Source organism: Paenibacillus sp. FSL P4-0338, from assembly GCF_038002365.1.
Classification (GTDB): domain Bacteria; phylum Bacillota; class Bacilli; order Paenibacillales; family Paenibacillaceae; genus Paenibacillus_AQ.
This window is the reverse complement of sequence record NZ_JBBOCG010000001.1, coordinates 5,294,158-5,315,245: the sequence shown is the minus strand read 5'-3', so window position 1 is coordinate 5,315,245 and position 21,088 is coordinate 5,294,158. Positions and strand designations below refer to the sequence as shown.

Sequence of the window (21,088 nt, the reverse complement as noted above, 5' to 3'; positions counted from 1 at the left end):
TGCCCCGGAATAAATTAAAGACTTCACATTACAGCGAATATTGTATATCCTCTATAATGTGGAATAATTAATTGTCCATAATCTGCATAATAGGCATTACAGTAAAATCTAGTGAAGAAACCGCTTACATTACTGTGTGATCCAACCCGGGAGGGAAGAAATATATGTCAAACCGACTCATCGGCAGACTGATGCTACCGCTTGCGCTCTTGGTGGCATTGTCGGCATGCAATGGGCCAAGCCCGGCCGTCAAGAATGTTGTGGCGCGCTTTAGCGAAACAGCCGATGAACCCATTACAGGCGGGACTGTGACCTTTGGCTACCCGTCCTCTTTTCAAGGTATCTTTGAACCGGCATTCTTCGAAGGAGAAGATGATTCCAATGTGCTGGAGTTCACCACTGAGGCTATGTTCACCGTGAAGGATGATTTGTCCACAGCTCCTAATATCGCCAGCTGGCAGGAGTCCGAGGATCATACGGTGTTCACATTTACCATTAAACCAGGGGTCCGCTGGCATAATGGGGATGAGCTGACGGTGGAGGATTGGAAATTTGCCCTGGAAACTATCGCCAGCCCGGAGTATACGGGTTCCCGATACTATAGCGTTGAGATGATCAAGGGAGCAGAAGCGTACCACCAGGGCCAGGCGAAGGAAATTACAGGGCTTAAAGTGATGGACCCGTATACGCTGCGCATTACAATGAATTCAGCACGGGTGAACGTGATTGATAGTCTGTGGGCCTACCCCATGAACAAGCGGTATTTCGAGGGAGTGGCCGTTAAGGACATGATGGACAGCGATCAGGTGCGCAAGCAGCCAATTGGCACGGGTCCGTTCATGGTAAGCAGCATTATACCGGGCCAGACGGTGGAAATGAAACGGTTCGATAATTATTACAAGGGCGCAGCGCTTCTGGATGGGATTACTTATAAGGCAATCGACAGCAAGGATATCACCGCTCTGCTGGAAGCAGGAACTGTCGATATGGCGGCTTTACCGCGTGATGCCTATGAGGCTGCAGGGCAATTGGATAATGTAGAGATTAGGGTCACACCGGGAATGTCGTTTGAATATATCGGGTTCAAATTTGGACACTGGGATGAGACAGACGGTCAGGTGGTGATGGATAATCCCAAGTTCCAGGATAAGAGCCTGCGTAAGGCAATGTATTATGCAATTGACCGGCAAGGGATTCTAAATAAATATTCCTATGGCTTGGGAACGCTTATCGAGACGCCTATTCCAAGTTCTAGCTGGGCCAAGATCGCAGATGAGGAGATCGATACCTACCCTTATTCTCCCGAAAAGGCCGGTCAGCTTCTGGATGGGGCCGGGTATCTGGATATGGACGGGGATGGACTCCGCGAAGATCCCGGCGGCAAGAAGCTCGTTATTCACTATGATGCCATGAGCGGCAGCAAAACGGCTGAGGCGCGGACGGCAGCCATTCTTCAGAATTGGCGTGATGTCGGGCTGGATGTGCGGCTCAGCGGAGGAAGCCTGAAGGAGCTGAATGCCTTTTATGAAGCGGTGGAGTCGGATGATCCGGCAGTGGAGCTGTTCAACGGCGTGTGGGGACTGGCCAGCGACCCTGATCCTTCGGGCTTATGGCGGGCTACGGATTCGTGGAATTACTCCCGGTGGACCTCGAAGCGCAGTGAGGACCTGATCCGGGAAGGAGTCAGCCTGAAGGCGTACGATAAGGACTTCCGGAAGGAAATCTATTATGAATGGCAGAAGCTGATCAATGATGAGGTTCCGATGATCTTTTTCGCTGAACGCTCGGATATTACTGCGGTGAATAAGCGCCTGCAAGGGGTAACAATGAATGCTTTAAGCAATATCATCGATCCGCAGAGCTGGTGGATTAAGGATACTGAATAAACTGTGGAGGACGGTCTGGATTGCTGCGTTAAGTGGCTGAACAGACTGTCTTTTTTTTATTTTTTTCCCTGAAAAAGAATCAAAACGCCATTTGCTGCGTCATATACTTTATGGAATATAAGCGGCCTAAGTGTCAAAGTTGTCGTTATTTGTTGTTTCTTTTTAGTGGTGAAGTGATTACAATAGAAATATTGTTTATGTGTCAAAGCCGTTTCCCAGGTTTATTCTACAATTAGAACGACCCGAATCCCGGAAAGGGGGGAATAATACCATCTGAAGCAGGGCGGCGTACAGCAGCTAGAACAGCCCACTCATGACTGCCCTGGAAGCCCAGGCGGCCATTGTAAATAGATTACGTTCATAATATGTACATTCCACCATAAAGAAGGAATCAAAAATGATGAATAAGCTTAAAAAAATAAAGAAAAGATATATTGCGCTCATTCTGGTACTGGTGATTGCTGCAGGAGCGTTTCTGTTCCAGAAGCCGCTTGCTGTGCTGGCCTTTGACCTCTTTTTATCCGATCAGGTAGAGAAGAAGCTGACGGATGAATCCTTTGTGCCTCTGGAGAATAACACCACCAAAAATCCGACAACCGTTAAGGCCGAACCCGTGGCACTCAAAAACGATCCGTTCTCTCTGATGCTGCTGGGTACAGATCAGCGGAAGAATGAAACCGCACGCTCAGATACCATGATGTATGCGGTGATCCGGCCGGAGGATTATAAGATTCTGCTGATCTCCGTACCCCGGGATACCTACACTGAAATTATTGGATACAAGGATAATAAGAAAGATAAAATTACACATGCTTATGCGTTCGGCGGACAGCAAATGTCCAAGGATACACTGGAAGCGCTCCTCGGCCATGATATTCAATATTATGCCACCATTAACTTTCAGGGGTTGAAGGATGCTGTCGATGCCATTGGCGGTGTGCCGCTCCCGATCAAGAAGGATATTGTCAATAAAGGCAAAGACCATGAGAAATTCACAATTAAGGCCAATAAGTCGAACTACAGCGGCGAAGAGGCACTTAACTATACTCGCTACCGTGAGGATAGCGACTTCAACCGGACCAAACGTCAACAGGTCTTTATTGATGTCGTAGCGAATAAAATGTTATCGATCAGCCAGATCGGCAATATCCCTGAACTGCTGGATATCATGGGCGACAATTTCAAAACGGATATTCAGCCCTCAATGATCATCAGTCTGGCTAAGAAGTTCATGGGCGGCAAGGATATGGATATCTCCAGCTTCACGGTGATGGGCGAAGGCAAACGGATGGACGGGATCTATTACGATATCGTGAACGAAGAGGATCTGACTAAAGCCAAGGCCCTGATCGACAACTGGATGAATCCCAGTACACCTGTTGACCAGCTGATTGAACCAGGCAAGGCCGGCAATGCGCTTGAGCCTTCGGCCACACCCGCAGTACAGTAAGGATCAGACCGGATATTCTTGACCCGTTATAAAAACAGCAGCCATTCCCGCAAGGTTAATGGCTGCTGTTTACTGTCTTCATGCTATAATGGAATGGAACTTATTGCTGTAGGCAGACGTATAACTACGGTGGGCTTTAGTGCAAGGAAGGTAAAGTAGCATTCCTTCGGAATTCTTTGAGGAGGATCAAGAGATGAATATTGCGTTTTTTTTACTTCCGAAGCAGGAGGTCGCATGTGTTACCATGGATTCCACGCTGCGGCAGACCCTGGAACGGATGGAGTTTCACCGCTATACAGCAGTGCCGATCCTGAACCGCAACGGAGAATATGCCGGAACGGTTACAGAAGGGGATCTGCTCTGGTATATGAAGGATTCGGGCGGCGCGGTCACTTTTGAGAATGCTTCCAAATTTCTGCTTAAGGATGTCCCGCTGCGGATGAACAATCTGGCGGTCTCGATTGATGCTGATATGGAAGATCTGATTAATTTGGCCAAGGTCCAGAACTTTGTACCGGTGGTCGACGACATGAAGCGGTTCATCGGCATTGTACGCCGGAGTCAGATTATTGAATACTGCGAGAAATTTGTCTCACGGCAATCGCTCGAATCGTTATAAGGAACCAAGGCCTGTATTTCCGGCGAAACGGAATGCGGGCCTTTTTTGAAAGATGGAAGGCGATATTCAGGGGCGGCAGGCGTCCGTGTGGCTCGGAAATTTTTATGCTATAATGGAGAATAATGCTTTTTGCCGGAGGTAGAGAGACAGTGCCCAATGTGCCGAAGGATCTGGATGTGGCCAAACGCGCCAAGGTAATTGAGTGGTTAAAGACGGAAGTAATTGATCAAGTCTCAAGGTTATTCAAAGCGCTGTGGGAAGGCAGTACCACGCGTGTCGGCGACAGTCTGGCCAGCCTGATTATGAGTTCGTACATCTTAGGGCGCAGACTCGGTATCCCTTATCGCGAGCTGGATGATTTACTGCTGGAGAAGCTGAGAAAGCACAGGCAGGAAGGCCATCAGCTCGAAGAATGGTACCAGGATATATCTGCATTAGAAGAACATATGCGTAAGAGGTGAATACTGTTGAAATTTCGCTGGACATCTGTGGCTTGGAGCATAGCTTATCTGTTGCTGCTGTTATCTCTGTCAACCCCGCTACTACTTATTACAACATTCTTTATGATTATTCCGGCCATAGTGCTCTTTACGACCCTTAACACCAAGCAGTTCATTCTGCATCTGTTACCGGTTCTGCTAATTGTGGGTCTGATTACCCCGATGTATATCCTGATTGCGGCCTATTTCCTGATCCCGGCCCTTGTGATGGGACGATGGTACAAGAAGCGTGCTTCAGCGATTTCTACTCTGATTGCCGGCATGGTCGCTATACTAGCTGAATTCCTGCTGATCCTGCTGATCAGTACGACGTTCCTTAAGTTCAACCTATACGACTATGTCTATGATGTTCTGAAGACCTATGCGGACTGGCTGGCAAGTATGGGTGCAAGCAATCCGCTGCTGTCCGAGATATCCATCTCCTCTGATCAGATTGGCCAGATGAGCTGGCTGACGATCCAGGCGATTCCAATGACGCTGATCCTCAGTGCGTTCGTGATTGCGGTTATTACCCATTCCATTGTCCGCCCTATTCTGAACAGTATGGAATATGCGGTGCCTAAGCTGAAGCCGGCGCGGGAATGGAGACTGGCCAGATCGTTCATCTGGTATTATCTGCTTGGCGTGGTCATCAGCCTGCTGTTCGGCGGTGCCGACAGCGGCTTCATGCTAATGGTTTCAGCCAATCTGCTGCCGCTGCTGCAGATTGCGTTCAAGATCCAGACCGTCGGCTTCCTCTTCTTCCTGGTGCATGAACGGAAGTGGAGCAAGATCATCGCTCTTCTGCTGGCAATCCCTGTGATTGCTCTGCCGGGATTCTGGATTATTGGTGTGGTAGACCTGGCGTTTCCGCTGAGGGAGCTTGTGAAGAAATCGAAACGATAGGGTGAGGGCTCATGCCAAAATTTCTGCAAAGACGCTGGCACGGCTATCATACCGTGTGGGCGTTCTTACTGCTGCTGGTCCTGATTATAGTAGTCAGTATCTATAACTGGGTCCTCGGTGTTGCCAGTCTCTTCCTGGCCGGCACATTGTGTTTCACCATGCTGCAGGCCGAGCTGTCGTTCCGCCGCAACCTTGTAGATTATATCAACGGCCTGTCTTTCCGCATCAAGCGGGTGGAGGGGGAGGCTGTAAGCATGCTTCCGCTCGGGATTATCCTGTACAGTGAGGGCCGGGCAGTGGAATGGCATAACCGGAATGCCGGCCAGATCTTCTCCCGCAAGTCGCTTGTTGGTGAAGATATGCAGGAGCTGATGCCGGAGGTTATGGCTTCTCTGCAGAACCTGCCGTCCAAGCGGGAACCGGTTAAGGAAGGGGTATTGAAGGAGCACCGCCATGAGCTTACGGTCGATGACCGTTATTATGAGGTCGTGGTGATTCCAAGTGAACGGCTGCTGTATTTATTCGATATTACCGAGCTTGTTGTGCTGCGTGAGCGGTATGAGGAAGAGAAGCTGGCGATTGGAATTGTCATGATGGATAATCTGGATGAAGCCGCTCAGGGGATGGATGATCAGCAGCGTACTTCGCTGATCGCCAAGGTAGCCAGTGAGATTACCGAGTGGAGCAAGCAATTCGAGGTATATCTGCGCCGGTTGTCTTCCGAGCGGTATCTGATGCTGCTGAATCACCGCAGCCTTCAGGCTCTGGAGGAGAGCAGGTTCGTGGTGCTGGACGAGGTCCGTGAGATGACGGCCGACCTCAAGGTGCCGATGACGCTGAGCATAGGCCTTGCCTACGGTTCGGAATCGGCCAGTGAGCTGGGAGCGCTTGCCCAGTCGAGTCTGGACATGGCACTCGGCAGAGGCGGGGACCAGGCCGCTGTGAAGGCGGGCCAGCGGCTCTCCTTCTACGGCGGCAAGACCAATGCCGCCGAGAAACGCACCCGCGTCCGGGCGCGGGTGATCGCCCACGCCCTGCGGGATCTGATGCAGGAGAGCGACCGGGTGCTGATTATGGGGCACCGGATACCGGATATTGATGCGGTAGGAGCGGCGATTGGCCTGCTTAAGGCGGCACAGATGTACAATGTGGAAGCAAGCATAGTGATGGAGACGCCGAATCCTTCGATTACCCGGATGATGGAGGAGATCCGCAAGGATGAGGCGCTCTACAAGACCTTCATCACGCCAGAGCAGGCTCTCCAGATGATGACGGAGCATACGCTGCTCATTGTTGTGGACACCCACAAGGCTTCCATGACTATGGAGCCGAGACTGGTGCAGTATGCCAGCCGGATTGTGGTGGTTGACCATCACCGCCGGGGTGAGGAATTCATCAATGACGCTGTGCTCGTGTATCTGGAGCCGTATGCGTCATCGACTTGTGAGCTGGTGACGGAGCTGCTGCAGTACATTCATGACAAGATTAAGCTCAGCCCGCTGGAGGCCACGATGCTGCTGGCCGGGATCACGGTCGATACGAAGCATTTCGCACTCCATACAGGGTCGCGGACCTTCGAGGCTGCCGGGTTCCTGCGCCGGGTCGGGGCGGATACGATTCTCATTCAGCGCATGCTGAAGGAGGATTTGCAGGAGTACATCTCGAAGGCGGAGATCATCAAGCATGCGCGCATGGTGTATGACCAGATAGCGTTAGTGGTCACACAGCCCGGGATGAAGATCCCGCAGCTGCTGATCGCCCAGACGGCGGATACGCTGCTGGGGATGACGAATGTGGTAGCGTCATTCGTCATCAGTGAACGTCCTGACGGCCTGATTGGTATCAGCGCCCGTTCTCTGGGACGGATGAATGTGCAGGTAGTCATGGAGAAGTTGGGCGGCGGCGGGCATTTGTCCAACGCGGCTGTACAGCTTGAAGGAACAACAAAAGAAGCGGAAGCCAGACTGCTCGCAGTGCTGGCCGAAATCGAGGCGAAAGAGGGGTTATTTGAATGAAGGTCATATTCTTGAAGGATGTTAAGGGTCAAGGCAAGAAGGGGCAGGTTAAAGAGGTGTCGGAGGGCTATGCAGCCAATTTTCTGCTGCCGCGCGGGCTGGTTCGTCCGGCTACAGACGGCAATGTGAAGACACTGGAGAACCAGACGGCAGCCGAACAGCGCCGCAAGGACCAGGAGAAGGAGGAAGCGGTACAGCTGGGCAAGAAGCTGGATGAGCTAACCCTGACTCTGAAGGCCAAAGCAGGCGAAGGCGGCCGTCTCTTCGGCGCTATCACCAGCAAGCAGATCGGCGAGACACTGGCAGCTACTCAGGGGATCGTCATCGACAAGCGCAAAATTGAGCTGAGCGATTCGATCCGCCATGTAGGTACGTTCCAGGTAACAGTTAAGCTGCATACTGAAGTAAAGGCTAACCTCACGGTTCAGGTAACGGAGGAGTAGGATGGGTGGAGATCTCTTTTTCGATCGGGTTCCCCCGCAGAATCTGGAGGCAGAACAGGCCGTACTGGGTGCAGTTCTACTGTCGGATGAGGCGTTAATTACCGCGATGGAGCGGGTGAATACCGAAGACTTCTACGACAAACCGCATCAGATGATATTTGAGGCGATGGTGCAGCTCGGAGAAGAGAGCCAGCCGATTGATCTGATTACATTGACATCCCGGCTCCAGGATAAGGGGGAGCTAGAGGATATCGGCGGTGTCAGCTATCTGGCGAAGCTGGCGCATGCGGTGCCGACTGCGGCCAACGTCGATTATTACGCCCAGATTATTGAAGAGAAGGCGATGCTGCGGCGGCTGATCCGTACAGCCACGCAGATTGTCAGCGAAGGCTATACCGGCGGCGAAGATGTGGGCATTATGCTGAGTGACGCTGAGCGGAGAATCCTGGAAATCTCGAATCGCCGTAGCGGTAGCGGGTTCATTGCCATCCGCGATGTGCTCATGCAGGTATTCGACCGTGTAGAGCTGCTCCATCAGAATAAAGGCGGAACCTCGGGGATTCCAACCGGATTCGTTGACCTGGACCATATGACGAACGGCTTCCAGCGCAATGACTTAATTATTGTGGCGGCCCGTCCTTCCGTTGGGAAGACGGCCTTCGCCCTGAATATCGCGCAGAATGTAGCGGTACGGGCGAAGGAGACGGTAGCCATCTTCAGTCTGGAAATGTCGGCGCCCCAGCTGGTTCAGCGTATGATCTGCGCAGAGGCCAATCTGGACGCCAATATTATGCGTACCGGCGATTTCAAGAGCGATGATGACTGGTCCAAGCTCACGATGGGCATCCAGTCGCTGTCCGAGTCCGAAATCTACATCGACGACACCCCGGGCATCACGGTTACCGATATCCGTGCAAAATGCCGCCGGCTCAAGAAGGAGAAGGGACTCGGAATGATTGTCATCGACTACCTGCAGCTGATCCAGGGCCGGGGCAAGGCCGGTGAGAACCGCCAGCAGGAGGTATCGGAAATCTCCCGTACCCTGAAGCAAATCGCCCGTGAGCTTGACGTTCCTGTCATTGCCCTGTCACAGCTCAGCCGCGGTGTGGAGCAGCGCCAGGACAAACGGCCGATGATGAGTGACCTTCGTGAATCAGGCTCTATTGAGCAGGATGCGGATATCGTAGCGTTCCTGTACCGTGATGATTATTACAATCAGGATACCGAGAAGAAGAATATTATCGAAATTATTATCGCCAAGCAGCGTAACGGTCCGGTAGGGACGGTGGAGCTTGTGTTCCTCAAGAACTTCAACAAGTTCGTCAACTACGAGCGGGCCCATGCAGAACCTTTTGCAGGTTAGGCAAATTTCGCACAATACACGAACGATCGCACATTCAAGCCTGTGATCGTTCGTTTTTATTTGACTTTAAAAAGTGCCGCTGTTACACTGATTATTGTGCTTTGGCGGCCTGCCCGCCTGGTGTCCGGAGGGCTGCGTAAAAGATGAAGCGCGTACAGAGCCCCTATGATAAGCGGAAAAATAATGGTGCTTGCTAGCACCTACGGAGGAATGTACATGTCAACGGTAGTCGTCGTGGGAACACAATGGGGAGACGAAGGCAAAGGCAAGATCACGGATTTTCTGGCGGAAAGTGCAGATGTGGTCGCCCGGTATCAAGGGGGTAACAATGCCGGTCACACGATTCTGATTGACGGAAAGAAGTTCAAACTGAGCTTAATTCCATCTGGTGTATTTTATAAAGAGAAGACTTGTGTTATCGGCAACGGAATGGTCATCAACCCGGAAGCGCTGATCCAAGAAATTAATTATATTCATGACAATGGCTTCGATACGAAGAACCTGGTAATCAGCGATCGTGCCCATGTCATTATGCCTTATCATATGGTGCTGGATGCGCTTGAGGAAGACCGCAAAGGCCCGAACAAAATTGGTACAACACGCAAGGGGATTGGCCCGTGCTACATGGATAAGGCTGCCCGTAACGGCATCCGGATTGCCGATCTGATGGACGCTGAGGAATTCGAAATGAGACTTCGTCCATTGATGGAAGAGAAGAATCAAGTGATCACTCAGGTATACGGCGCTGAGCCGCTGAATGTGGAAGAGATTCTAACCAAATATCTGGAATATGCAGAAGTGCTGCGCGGCTATGTAACCGATACTTCGGTGGTGCTGAATGATGCGATTGATGCGGATTCCCGTGTGCTGTTCGAAGGTGCGCAGGGCGTGATGCTCGATATCGACCAGGGAACTTATCCGTACGTTACTTCATCGAATCCATCAGCTGGCGGAGTCTGCATAGGCTCAGGCGTGGGTCCGTCCAAGATCAAGCAGGTTATCGGTGTGGCTAAGTCTTATACTACCCGCGTTGGAGACGGCCCGTTCCCTACAGAGCTTAACGATGCGACCGGTGATTATATCCGCGAGACCGGGCATGAGTACGGAACAGTAACCGGACGTGCCCGCCGCGTAGGCTGGTTCGACAGTGTGGTGGTGCGTCACGCCCGCCGTGTCAGCGGAATTACCGGCCTGTCGCTGAACTCGCTGGACGTACTGAGCGGTCTTGAGACTGTGAAGATCTGCACCGGCTACAAGTACCGTGGAGATATTATCACACATTACCCGGCAAGCCTCAAAATGCTGGCAGAATGTGAAGCGGTCTATGAGGAGCTTCCAGGCTGGAGTGAGGACATTACTGCGGCGAAGACGCTGGAGGATCTGCCGGCTAACACACGCAAATACGTGGAACGTGTATCGGAACTTACTGGTATTCCGATCTCGATCTTCTCTGTGGGCCGCAACCGTGAACAGACCAATCAAGTGCTGCCAATCTATATCTAGACTGAAGCAGAACTGAATAAATACGTATAGGAGCAGGGGCCTCGATGAGGCTCCTGTTTCTGTATGTCTAGAAGATTTTTCAGCAGGTTAAACAGCCTTTCTGTGCTTCGGGGACGTTTCCCGGACGTTGTTCTAGTCAATACTATGAGAATGGGATCATAGCGAACTGATTCTTTAGAGGTTGAATAGAGCAGGGTGTAAGGGAGTGATGGTGGTGAAAATAGTGAAGCGTACGCTGAGCGTCTGCCTGATTGTGGTGCTGGCGAGCGGTCTGTCCATGCTGACAACGGCATATGTGGTGAATACGTATATCCAGTCGGTGCTGGCCAGCTTCGATATCAAGCTGGACGGGCCAGGGCCGGGAATCGGCGGCTTCGTGAAGAGTCTGACCGGTATGGGCGGCAGCGGGGCTGCCTCTAAGGAGAACTCCAAAGCGGCCTCAAGCGAGACTAAGAACTCCATCAAGGAGGCTGATTCGGGCAAGACGGACGGTGAGAAGAAGGACAACAGTAGCGGAAAACCAGGGAATCTTCAAGAGAAACCGGTGGACGAGACAGTGCCGGATAATGCACTGCCTGTAATGGGACAAGCCGCGGCGGGAGAAGAACAAAGTGAGCAGGGGCTGGACCAGAATCTGGTGATGACGCCGGAGGCTATGAACGATCTGAAGCAGAGTCTGCCCGCTAATGCGAAATCCAATATCTTCAATATGCTGATGAACAAGCTTCCCCAGGAGGAGATGATCAAGATCTCCGCTGCCCTGGAGGGCGGCTTGACAGAGAGCGAAGTTACGGAACTGCAGGATATCATTGCGAAGTACGTAGATGAGGATGAATATAAGGCGTTGATGAAAATGCTTACACCGGATAGCGGAGAGATGAATCAGAATTAATAATTGTCACTTTTTGGTCACGGGATCGCCGTTTGAAACGCATATTTTGGGTATAAACCCGCGAATTTCGCGGGTTTTGCCATGGGAGCAAAGTTGAAATTTTTCTTCAGGCTATGGTACAGTAAAAAAGGACTAATAAGGGTTAATATTTTGTAACCTTTTTCGTGTGCGTCATACAGTCATATTCGTACTCATGCAAATCGGATGCGCAAAGCATATACATTCTTGTTTTTACAGCCGAAAGGGAGAGTTTGATGAAAGGATTTAAGTTTATACGCCGGATGGGGAACCTGCGGAACCGCGTAGAAGCATCCACAGGATCTGGTGCAGCAGGTGAACAAGGTACAGATGCAATGACTTCGGGTGAACCCCGTGTCTTTCAGCCGGAGATGAAATCCCGTCGCCGCCGGCGGTCATGGCTGCTGGCTTCAGCCGGTCTGGTTCTGCTGACCACCTTCCTCGTGGGGGCACAGAAGAAGCATGTAACAGCGAATACAATAACCTACTACAAGGTGCTGGTGAACGGCGAGGAGATTGGTGCACTGAACCAGCAGGCGGAGTTGAACAAGCTGTTCGAGGAGAAGAGACGGGAATATCAGCTCAAGTATCCTGACTCTGTGATGGTCCTGCAGACTGGAGGTATTACTACCGAGGCCGAGCGGGCCTACAAGCCGGAGGTGAACAGCGAGGCTACACTGGACAAGCTGGATGGGATGCTCAAGGCTTATGCCGTAGGCGTACAACTGGCTGTGGATGGTGAACCGCTGGGGATCGTGAAGGATCAGGAGACAGCGGCGGCAGCGCTTCAGGCCGTTAAGGCGCATTACGCTCCGCAGAATGCGGCAGCTCCGGGGGCGAAGCTGAAGAAGACGGCGGCCAAGGCGGGAGCGGCTGGTTCAGCCGCCAATGATCAGGTGGAGTCAGTCAAGATCCGGGAGGAAGTGAACGTCGTTCCGGTGAAGGCAGATCCCAATAAGGTGCTTAGTGTAGAAGAAGCAGTGAAGGTACTCACCGAAGGCAGGGAAGCGCCGCTCCGCTATGCAGTTCAGGAAGGCGACACAGTCTCTGCTATTGCTTCCCGGTTCAACATTACCCAGGCGGAGATTTTCCGCAATAATCCTGAGGTGAAGGAGCTTAGTCTGCAGATTGGAGATGAATTGCAGCTAACGGTGCCGCAGCCTGACCTTACGGTAGTGACCGTAGAACAGGTAACTGAAGAGGTGGTTACGGAGCCTGAGGTTATTATCCGCAAGAGCGACCAGCTGCCGGCAGGCAAGCGTAAGGTTGTCCGACCCGGACAAACCGGGCTCAAAACGATGCAGTACAGGCTGACCAAAGAGAACGGACAGGTGGTTCAGGAGGAGTGGCTGGGTCAGAGCGTAGTAAAGGCTTCTCTGCCTGAAGTGGTCTATTCCGGTACCAAGGTTGTAGGTGAAGGAACAGGAATGTTCGCCTGGCCGGTTAGCGGAGCGATGATCTCCAGCAGCTACGGCGAGCGTTGGGGACGCACACACAAGGGAGTCGATCTGGTATCGGGTAACCGTACCATCAAGTCTGCGGATGCAGGGACGGTCAGCTTCGCCGGTGTGCAGAACGGTTATGGCAATGTGGTGATTGTTGACCATAACAACGGATACGTTACGTACTACGGGCATTTAAGCAGTATCTCGGTCTCAACCGGACAGAAGCTGGGACAGGGAAGTTCCATCGGCATTATGGGCAGCACCGGGCGCTCGACGGGGACGCACCTGCATTTTGAGATCCGCAAGAACGGGACGGCCATCAATCCGATGAAATACCTAAAGTAATGAATGACAGATAGGCTTCCATTCTATAATTCCCTGCCGTCCGGATGATTTCGGGCGGTTTTTATTTTCCGTTGTAACGCATTTCTACTTGAATAATAGGCTTTTGGGGCCCCCCGGAAAGTACCTGAGTTCTCTTCGAAGCTAAAGCCTCACTTTGTGGGGTGAATTTGATGTGACGCCAAGGCAGGTATGTTAAAATAAAGGAATCAGGGTTTCGAGTATCGTTAGAAAGGTGAAGCTGAGCTTATGCAAATGGGAACGATTCTGGTAGTGGATGATGAACAACCTATTGCTGATATATTGAAATTCAATCTGGAAAAAGAGGGCTACGAGGTCATCTGCGCCTTCGACGGCAACAGTGCGGTGGAGCTGGCTCTGTCCAAACGCCCCGATCTGATGCTGCTGGATCTGATGCTGCCCGGCAAGGACGGAATGGATGTCTGCCGTGAGGTACGCTCTGCCCATCTGGATATTCCTATCATTATGCTTACCGCGAAGGATGGAGAGATCGATAAAGTGCTGGGTCTTGAGCTCGGTGCGGATGATTATGTGACCAAGCCGTTCAGTACACGTGAGCTGCTGGCCAGAGTTAAGGCCCAAATGCGGCGCCAGCATAAGCCATCGCAGTCGGAAGCGCCGAGTGAAGCGGTGGAGAGCAAGCAGGGCGTCTATCATTTCGGATTATTCATTGATACGGATATGTATATGGTGTACAAGGATAGTGAGCCGCTGGATCTGACGCATCGTGAATATGAGCTGCTCTATTATATGATCCGCCATGCGGGCAAGGTAATGACCCGGGAGCATCTGCTGCAGGCTGTGTGGGGCTTCGAATATTTCGGCGATGTGCGGACAGTGGATGTGACCATCCGCCGGCTCAGAGAAAAAATTGAGGAGAATCCCAGCAAGCCGGAGTATATTCATACCCGGCGCGGACTCGGTTATTTGATGCATAGCCCCAAAAACGGAGGGTTGTAATGAAGGCACTGTCCTTTTTCCGGACGATCCAGGCCAGGCTTATCGTGATCTATGTACTGCTGATTCTGATTGCGATGCAGCTGATCGGCGTATACTTTGTCAGCTCGATGAAGAACTCGCTGACGGATAACTTCACCAAGGATCTGAAGGCACGGGCCGAGATGCTCTCGATCCTCACCGCTGACAAATTCGGCAGCGAGACAGGAACAGCCGATGAGGAATCGGCGGTGGAGAGCCTGCGCGGCATGGTGAACAATCTGTATATCAATGGCGCAGAAATTCAGGTGCTGGATGCGAGCGGCAAGATTATTACCACCTCGATCCCTTCCCAGAATGACTATGTCGGCCAGCGGAACACGCAGACCGTGGTCAGCCGCGCCTTGCAGGGCATCAGCGATAATGAGGAATATATTATCGCTGATGATAATGTGCGCAAGAAAGTAGTGGCAAAGCCGGTAATTTCCGGTGATAAGGTAGTAGGCGCCATATATATAGCGGCTGATATGAAAGACTTATATGCCACCATGAGCCGGATTAACAGTGTGTTCCTCTCGGGGCTGCTGCTGGCGCTGGCGCTCACGGCAGTGCTGGGAGTTATCCTCGCGCATACGATCACGCATCCGATTAAGGAGATGACCAAGCACGCCACGGCTGTGGCGGAAGGGCGCTTCAACCGGAAGGTTCCTGTGTTCGGCAATGATGAGATTGGGCAGCTGAGCCAGGCCTTCAACTATATGACGGACCGGCTGCGCGAGGCGCTGCTGCAGAACGAAGAGGAGAAGGAGAAGCTGTCCTCCATTCTTGCCAATATGAGTGACGGTGTCGTAGCAACAGACGAGAGCGGCGCGGTCATTCTGATGAATACACGCGCCGCCTTGATACTGGGTGCGGAAGGACCACTGCCTGCAGGGGCCTCGCTTGGCGGGCTGCTGGGTCTGGAGCCTGAGCAGTCTGTCTCCGTAACCCAGGGAATTCCCCAGTCGGCTATGCTTCACCTGTCTCCCATGGGCGGAGAGGATCCCAACATTGTGCGGGTGACCTTCACCCCGATTCACCGCCGCGAAGGCGGACGGATTGCCGGGACGATTGCGGTGCTGCAGGATGTTACGGAGCAGGAGAATCTGGAGGAGTCCCGCCGGGAGTTCGTGGCGAATGTATCGCATGAGCTGCGGACGCCGCTTACGACGATCAAGAGCTATGCGGAGGCGCTGGATGACGGTGCGCTGGAAGATCCGCAGCTTGCCGTGCGGTTCGTCGGAGTTATCCGCAATGAGACGGAGCGCATGATCCGGCTAGTTACGGATCTTCTGCATCTGTCGCGGCTCGATTCCAAGGAATCCAGTCTGCGCATTCAGCAGACGGATATCTCCGAGATGCTGGAGGATGTGGCGGACCGCTTCTCCTTCCAGATCCGCCAGAAGCGGATTCACATCAGCACCAGGGTTCGTAAGGATGTCGCCATAGCCTGGCTGGACCGCGATCAGATTGATCAGGTGCTGGGTAATCTGGTCTCCAATGCCCTCAAGTATACACCAGAGGGCGGGACGATCCGGCTGGAGGCACATAAGAACGAGGACGGCATGTTGGCCGTGTCTGTCCGCGACTCCGGGATAGGGATTCCGAAGAAGGACATTGAGCGCATCTTTGAACGCTTCTACCGGGTTGATAAGGCACGCTCGCGGAACATGGGCGGAACAGGTCTGGGACTGTCCATTGCCCGGGAAATTGTCAAAGCCCATGGCGGCTCCATTTCCCTGCAATCGGAGCTGAATGAGGGCTCGCTGGTCACGTTCACGCTGCCTTTGATGAAGCAAAGGGGGAGTGAGGCGTGAAGGAGAGAATCAAGTCATGGATGCTGGTCTTGCTTATACTCGGAAGTCTCGTGGAGAGCTATTATCTGATCTACAGGCTGCCCGGTAGCGACTCGGCAGTGTTGTCGAAGACCTTATATGTGAAGACGGATAATATGGGGCCGAAGGAAAAGGTGGAGAACCTGCTCTACCCCGATAAAATGATTATTCATATGGGCGGAGACAAGCATACACTGTTCTACCCCAGCTCCACTTTCTATAACCTGATTATGAACCGCCTGAAGGGCCGCAGTTTCGAGAGCTTCCAGCGGCGGTCCGTACAGGATTTCGACTGGGACAAGATCCGAAGTGAGAATCCGGGCATTGAGCTGTCGTTCGGGGCAGGCATTCCGGTAACGCTGCTGCAGCGGGTTATGCAGATCTCGTCGGATTCGCTGTTCGAGGGGGAGAGCATTGACCGGATCTGGATCTACAATATCAAAAATGACTCCAAAGCCCATGTTATCTTCTTCAGCACACGCGGGGATATTGTGTACGAGGCGGCTAAGGCTGATCTTACGGTCCAGGATGTGCAGCAGCATGTGGACTTCGGTAAGAATCTGACGCTGTATACAGCCGTAAACGGTGAGTATTATGTCCCTGAGGCGGATGTTCCGCTGGTTAAAGTTGTGATGCCTGCGAGTATGTATACCATTGAGCAAATGCAAAGCAATCTGTTCTTCGATGCAGGCAATACAAGGTATATTCCTGAGAAGGACGGCTCCAAAATCTATACTGACAGCAAACGCAGCCTGCAGGTGGACCAGGAGCAGAACTGGATGAGTTATAGTGATCCTGCAGCACTTCCGGACGGGGACAGCACACCGGCGAAGGATGCACTGGTGGCGGTGGAATTTGTCAATAACCATGGCGGCTGGAACGGAACCTACAGGCTGGCTGCTACGGAGGAGAGCCGGCAGGACCGCAAGGTTTCTTTTCAGCAATATTATGGTGCTTATCCGTCCGGCTCCTATCCGATTATGAGCAATCCGCAGCTTCAGTATGGCGTAATCCATCTGGAGCTCCAGCAGGGAACGGTCTCTTCCTATGAGCGCTCCCTGATGTACACGAATGAGGAAAAGTCTGAAAAGACCATTGTTAAGCTGCCCGGCGGCGAACTGCTGAAGCAGCGGCTGGCGCAGATCGGCAGCTCCTTGCGGATCATTGAGCTTACGCCTGCCTATATGCCTGCGCTGGCCGGGGAGAAGCTGCAGCTTCATCCGGTCTGGCGGGTTACACTCAGTGACGGCAGTGAGCTTACATTGAATTAGGGCGGAGATAAACCAAGCGGACAGGATACGATTCGAGGAGGGACGTTATGGACTGGGGAAGGGCTAAGAGTGTATTGATATATGCCTTTCTGGTGCTGAATCTGCTGCTATGCTATCAGCTATGGATTGATGTGCGTGATCAGGTCAGCGCTGGACTTGACTTCACTTCCCTGTCTGCTGAAACTAAGGCGGTGATGGAAGAGAAAAACATCAGGCTGCTGTGCCCGATTCCGGCTGGCACTCCACAGCTGCCTGATATCACGTACCGTTATTCGGCCGAAGAGCAGAATGAACTGCCTGTGAAGCTTAAGGAGCCGATTGACAGCAAGCTGATGTACTCCTCGTTCTCGGAGCTTAGCAATCTGCTGAAGAGCCAGATTCCCGACATTGCCAATTACCGGTTCGATTCACAGGAGAGCGAGGTTGGCAAGTTCGTCCTGCATCCGCTGGTGGATAACAAGTGGTCTCTGTTCAGAGTGAGGCTGGAGCTGATCAACAGTGACCAGAAGATTGTGGCCTACCGCTGGCCGAAGATTGAGATCGCAGCCAGCCGGAGCGAGGATCTGCAGAAGGTTCTCCCGGCATCGCAGGCGCTTAGCAGTCTGATCGAGAAGTATTTTCCTGCGGATGCCGCAGTGAAGGAGATTGAGCTGGGCTATTATGGTGAGCTGTTCAACTCCGAGAGCCAGGTGGCTTCGCCGATGTGGCGGTTCATCTTGGAGGACGGCAGCGCCTACTATATGGATGCGATCAGTGCGGACATTATCAGTCCGAAGACAACAGAGTAGAAGGAGCAGGAGAGATATGGGGATTTCATTTACAGTACTGTCCAGCGGTTCTACCGGGAATGTGACAGTAGTGCGTAACGGCGAGACCACACTTATGATCGACGCGGGGCTGAGCGCCAAGCGGATTGACGAGCTGCTGGCCATGCGTGAGCTGACGGGAGCGGAGCTGGACGGGATTCTTGTGACTCACGAGCATTCGGATCATATTAAGGGGCTGGGCGCGATGGCCCGCAAGTATAATCTTCCGATCTATGCGAATTCGAATACCTGGGGAGCTATAGAGAAGGGGATTGGCAAGATTGAGGAGCATAACCGGGTCATTATGGAGACCGGGCAGCACCGGGATTTCGGCAGTATGCGGGTAGAATCCTTCGCCATCTCCCACGATGCTGCGGAGCCGGTAGCTTACAATTTCTATGACGGCAAGGAGAAGCTGTGTGTAGCGACAGACCTCGGGTATGTCAGCGACAAGGTGAGAACGGCTATATCGGATGCCGATGTGCTGGTGCTGGAGTCGAATCATGATATCGAAATGCTGCGGATGGGGCGTTATCCCTGGAATACGAAGCGGCGGATTCTTGGCGATCTGGGGCATCTGTCCAATGAGGCGGCAGGCGCAGCACTCAGCGAGATTCTGAGCGGGCGGACCAAGCGTGCCTATCTGGCCCACTTAAGCAGAGACCATAATATGATGGATCTGGCGAAGATGTCCGTGCGCGGGGCGATGGAGGACCGGGGCTGCTTTTACAAAGACAGTGAGTTCAGACTCTGCGACACCTACTATGACCGGCCTACGCCATGGGATAAGGTGAGCCAGTCATAAGGCGTTCAACCTCGGTAATCTTGTGCTCCAGCTCTTGGCGGGAGAATAGCCCTTTATCAATTAACAGCTCAATCATTGCATGCTGGGCAAGAATCAGCTGATAATGTTCATCCTTAAGGTCCCCCAGCTTACCAATGAATTGCACCAGATCCTTACTTGTTGAAAAAGACTCCATAGTCCGTCCCTCCTTGTGAAATGGATGTATTGAGACTGTGAATAATTTACATTTTTTTAACATAGAAAACATGTGGGCAGCGCGGCTGCCTGTGATACAATCATATAGAGCGTTCTAATCCTATTGTAGTCTTTTAAGTTGCAAAATATTCCGGATACAAGCTGTTAAACTTTTTAGTAGCTTATTAGAGTAATAGACATCCCTTGCGCTTAGAACCCACTGGAATGTGGTGAATAAATCAAGTGAAACCTTTTAGTACTTCGTGAAGTCTAAGAGATATAGCGGTTAAGCTCGGGCGTGGTTGCTTGGCGTTCAGGTCGTGAATGCGGTGGCAATAGAGGGGAGAGAGTGTAACATGGGATTATTCGATGATGATTTCTATTCAACCAAGGTGTCACGGCGCAAAAGCGGCAATTCTAAATCAACTGGCGGATATACTGACGGCAAGTGGGCTGTCCGCAAATCGAAGCGGTCGCTGGCAACCTGGCAGATCTCACTGATCAGCTCTGTCTGCAGTGCTGTGGTGGCTGTGCTGCTGTTCAGTCTGGTAACGGGACAGTTCACCGCTGAGAGAGCTCAGGCTCCGGTGGTTATTGATAAGGTGGCTGCGAGCAGCTCAGATCCGTACGACCGGATTATTCAGGCTGCTGCCCATGTCCGCCCTGCGGTAGTAAGCATCATTAATCATAAACAAGACAATAAGGAACTTAATATTCTCGATGAATCCGCTCTAGGCTCGGGAGTTATCTATAAGAAGGATGACAATAAGGCATTTATCATTACGAATAATCATGTCATTGAGGGTGCCGGCAAGCTGGAAGTGGTTACAGTAGACGGCGTGACCCACAAGGCGGAGCTGGTAGGCGCTGACAAGGTGAGTGATATTGCTGTGCTCTCCATTGACGGCAAGGGAATCGACCGGATTGCTGAGATCGGGGATTCCTCCAAGTTGCGTCTGGGTGAGACTGTCATTGCCATCGGCAACCCGCTGGGGCTTGGGGATACACTAACTTCCGGCATTGTCAGCTACACAGAGCGGACGATACCGGTGTCACTGAACCAGGATGGCGTGTACGATTGGGAGCAGGAAGTGATCCAGACGGATGCGGCCATTAACGAGGGCAACAGCGGCGGCGCACTGGTGGATCTGGACGGCAAGGTGATTGGTATCAATACGATGAAGATCTCCGATACGGGGGTAGAGGGGTTGGGCTTTGCGATTCCCGCCAATCGTGTAGTGGACACAGCCAATGAGCTTACCTCCAAAGGGCGGATAGCACGTTCATACCTGGGTGTATATTCGGTGGATTTGAATAATCCGTATGTTCCGCTGGCCGATGACCAGCGCAAGGAGCTTAATCTTCCGTCTGTAGTTACTGATGGGGTTGTGGTTCTGGATGCTGTAGGACCGGCGAAGGATGCAGGCCTGCAGCTTAACGATGTGATTACGAAGTTCAACGATAAGCCGATTACCTCCACGCTGTCGCTGCGCAAATATCTGTACGATCATACCAAGATCGGCGATAAGCTGAAGATTACCTTCTACCGCAATGGTGAAGTGAAGCAGACAACAGTTCAGCTTCTTGAGAAGCCGGAGGAATAAAATTGGAAATGGCCGTATATAATAATGAGGCAGTCACGATTACGGAAACAGTTGAAGCCGTCCTTTTCAGGAAAAAAGAAGAGGGCGGGGCTGTTTCAAGAATAAATAAATGGGGTAACTGGTAGTAATGGGTATAAATATTACAAATTAATACGACTGGTAGCCCTTACATTGGGAAGTGGCCCTTATAAGGGGAAAAACGGAGAAATTAGGATAGAACAGCTTGCCTTTGTTAT

At 52.1% G+C, this 21,088-nt stretch carries 18 protein-coding genes; 17 read left to right on the top strand and 1 reads right to left on the bottom strand.

Translation table 11 applies throughout. The features are described from left to right. Nucleotides 1-164: 164 nt before the first annotated feature. The 16 genes from opp4A (at nt 165) to MKZ07_RS23415 (ending at nt 19,074) form a co-directional block, all read left to right on the top strand. Complete coding sequence (gene opp4A / locus MKZ07_RS23490) at nt 165-1,886, top strand: oligopeptide ABC transporter substrate-binding protein (RefSeq protein ID WP_341027800.1); 1,722 nt, start codon at nt 165-167, stop codon at nt 1,884-1,886. A gap of 397 nt (nt 1,887-2,283) precedes the next feature. Beyond that, nucleotides 2,284-3,336, top strand: coding sequence for an LCP family protein (locus MKZ07_RS23485; RefSeq protein WP_036699832.1), 1,053 nt, complete (start codon nt 2,284-2,286; stop codon nt 3,334-3,336). Between the two features lie 193 nt (nt 3,337-3,529). Beyond that, the gene (locus MKZ07_RS23480) at nt 3,530-3,955 is read left to right on the top strand and encodes a CBS domain-containing protein (protein WP_036699831.1); all 426 of its coding nucleotides are present in this window, start codon (nt 3,530-3,532) and stop codon (nt 3,953-3,955) included. A 158-nt stretch (nt 3,956-4,113) separates the two neighbouring features. After that, on the top strand, nt 4,114-4,416 hold the full coding sequence (locus MKZ07_RS23475; protein ID WP_179090524.1) for a MazG-like family protein: 303 nt from the start codon (nt 4,114-4,116) through the stop codon (nt 4,414-4,416). Nucleotides 4,417-4,422: 6 nt separating this feature from the next. After that, entirely contained in the window at nt 4,423-5,340 is a 918-nt protein-coding gene (locus tag MKZ07_RS23470) for a DUF2232 domain-containing protein (RefSeq protein WP_036699827.1), read from the top strand. Between the two features lie 11 nt (nt 5,341-5,351). Further along, nucleotides 5,352-7,355 (top strand): DHH family phosphoesterase, encoded by a 2,004-nt coding sequence (locus tag MKZ07_RS23465; protein ID WP_036699826.1) that lies wholly within the window; start codon nt 5,352-5,354, stop codon nt 7,353-7,355. Then, a complete protein-coding gene (gene rplI, locus MKZ07_RS23460; RefSeq protein WP_036699823.1) occupies nt 7,352-7,798 on the top strand; it encodes a 50S ribosomal protein L9 in 447 nt (148 codons plus the stop codon). Before MKZ07_RS23465 ends, rplI begins: the two co-directional genes overlap by 4 nt. Nucleotide 7,799: 1 nt before the next feature. Beyond that, nucleotides 7,800-9,161 (top strand): replicative DNA helicase, encoded by a 1,362-nt coding sequence (gene dnaB / locus MKZ07_RS23455; RefSeq protein ID WP_036699821.1) that lies wholly within the window; start codon nt 7,800-7,802, stop codon nt 9,159-9,161. A gap of 216 nt (nt 9,162-9,377) precedes the next feature. Beyond that, entirely contained in the window at nt 9,378-10,664 is a 1,287-nt protein-coding gene (locus MKZ07_RS23450; protein ID WP_036699818.1) for an adenylosuccinate synthase, read from the top strand. Nucleotides 10,665-10,878: 214 nt separating this feature from the next. After that, nucleotides 10,879-11,556 (top strand): hypothetical protein, encoded by a 678-nt coding sequence (locus tag MKZ07_RS23445; RefSeq protein ID WP_036699912.1) that lies wholly within the window; start codon nt 10,879-10,881, stop codon nt 11,554-11,556. A gap of 254 nt (nt 11,557-11,810) precedes the next feature. After that, nucleotides 11,811-13,364 (top strand): M23 family metallopeptidase, encoded by a 1,554-nt coding sequence (locus tag MKZ07_RS23440; RefSeq protein WP_341027796.1) that lies wholly within the window; start codon nt 11,811-11,813, stop codon nt 13,362-13,364. Nucleotides 13,365-13,610: 246 nt separating this feature from the next. Next, nucleotides 13,611-14,342, top strand: a complete 732-nt coding sequence (gene yycF, locus MKZ07_RS23435; RefSeq protein ID WP_036699813.1) for a response regulator YycF — start codon at nt 13,611-13,613, stop codon at nt 14,340-14,342. Further along, on the top strand, nt 14,342-16,174 hold the full coding sequence (gene walK / locus MKZ07_RS23430) for a cell wall metabolism sensor histidine kinase WalK (protein WP_341027793.1): 1,833 nt from the start codon (nt 14,342-14,344) through the stop codon (nt 16,172-16,174). The genes yycF and walK overlap by 1 nt, the downstream gene beginning before the upstream one ends. After that, nucleotides 16,171-17,463 (top strand): YycH family regulatory protein, encoded by a 1,293-nt coding sequence (locus MKZ07_RS23425; protein WP_076161383.1) that lies wholly within the window; start codon nt 16,171-16,173, stop codon nt 17,461-17,463. The genes walK and MKZ07_RS23425 overlap by 4 nt, the downstream gene beginning before the upstream one ends. Before the next feature lie 47 nt (nt 17,464-17,510). After that, nucleotides 17,511-18,251: a two-component system regulatory protein YycI gene (gene yycI / locus MKZ07_RS23420; RefSeq protein WP_341027790.1), complete on the top strand. Its 741-nt coding sequence runs from the start codon at nt 17,511-17,513 to the stop codon at nt 18,249-18,251. 16 nt (nt 18,252-18,267) lie between these two features. Further along, nucleotides 18,268-19,074 carry an MBL fold metallo-hydrolase gene (locus MKZ07_RS23415; RefSeq protein ID WP_036699804.1) on the top strand — a complete coding sequence of 269 codons (807 nt, stop codon included), beginning with the start codon at nt 18,268-18,270 and terminating at the stop codon, nt 19,072-19,074. On the opposite strand, the gene MKZ07_RS23410 is transcribed toward MKZ07_RS23415, so the two are convergent. Then, nucleotides 19,043-19,249 (bottom strand): hypothetical protein, encoded by a 207-nt coding sequence (locus tag MKZ07_RS23410; protein ID WP_036699801.1) that lies wholly within the window; start codon nt 19,247-19,249, stop codon nt 19,043-19,045. The genes MKZ07_RS23415 and MKZ07_RS23410 overlap by 32 nt on opposite strands. Nucleotides 19,250-19,604: 355 nt before the next feature. On the opposite strand from MKZ07_RS23410, the gene MKZ07_RS23405 reads away from it, so the two are divergent. Continuing rightward, the gene (locus MKZ07_RS23405) at nt 19,605-20,852 is read left to right on the top strand and encodes a S1C family serine protease (protein ID WP_076161375.1); all 1,248 of its coding nucleotides are present in this window, start codon (nt 19,605-19,607) and stop codon (nt 20,850-20,852) included. Nucleotides 20,853-21,088: the final 236 nt, after the last annotated feature.

Excerpts from the sequence above, each read along its gene's own strand:
- opp4A (WP_341027800.1), top strand. The coding sequence starts at position 165 with ATGTCAAACCGACTCATCGGCAGACTGATGCTACCGCTTGCGCTCTTG.
- MKZ07_RS23485 (WP_036699832.1), top strand. The coding sequence starts at position 2,284 with ATGATGAATAAGCTTAAAAAAATAAAGAAAAGATATATTGCGCTCATT.
- MKZ07_RS23480 (WP_036699831.1), top strand. The coding sequence starts at position 3,530 with ATGAATATTGCGTTTTTTTTACTTCCGAAGCAGGAGGTCGCATGTGTT.
- MKZ07_RS23465 (WP_036699826.1), top strand. The coding sequence starts at position 5,352 with ATGCCAAAATTTCTGCAAAGACGCTGGCACGGCTATCATACCGTGTGG.
- rplI (WP_036699823.1), top strand. The coding sequence starts at position 7,352 with ATGAAGGTCATATTCTTGAAGGATGTTAAGGGTCAAGGCAAGAAGGGG.
- dnaB (WP_036699821.1), top strand. The coding sequence starts at position 7,800 with ATGGGTGGAGATCTCTTTTTCGATCGGGTTCCCCCGCAGAATCTGGAG.
- MKZ07_RS23450 (WP_036699818.1), top strand. The coding sequence starts at position 9,378 with ATGTCAACGGTAGTCGTCGTGGGAACACAATGGGGAGACGAAGGCAAA.
- MKZ07_RS23440 (WP_341027796.1), top strand. The coding sequence starts at position 11,811 with ATGAAAGGATTTAAGTTTATACGCCGGATGGGGAACCTGCGGAACCGC.
- yycF (WP_036699813.1), top strand. The coding sequence starts at position 13,611 with ATGCAAATGGGAACGATTCTGGTAGTGGATGATGAACAACCTATTGCT.
- walK (WP_341027793.1), top strand. The coding sequence starts at position 14,342 with ATGAAGGCACTGTCCTTTTTCCGGACGATCCAGGCCAGGCTTATCGTG.
- yycI (WP_341027790.1), top strand. The coding sequence starts at position 17,511 with ATGGACTGGGGAAGGGCTAAGAGTGTATTGATATATGCCTTTCTGGTG.
- MKZ07_RS23415 (WP_036699804.1), top strand. The coding sequence starts at position 18,268 with ATGGGGATTTCATTTACAGTACTGTCCAGCGGTTCTACCGGGAATGTG.
- MKZ07_RS23410 (WP_036699801.1), bottom strand. The coding sequence starts at position 19,249 with ATGGAGTCTTTTTCAACAAGTAAGGATCTGGTGCAATTCATTGGTAAG.
- MKZ07_RS23405 (WP_076161375.1), top strand. The coding sequence starts at position 19,605 with ATGGGATTATTCGATGATGATTTCTATTCAACCAAGGTGTCACGGCGC.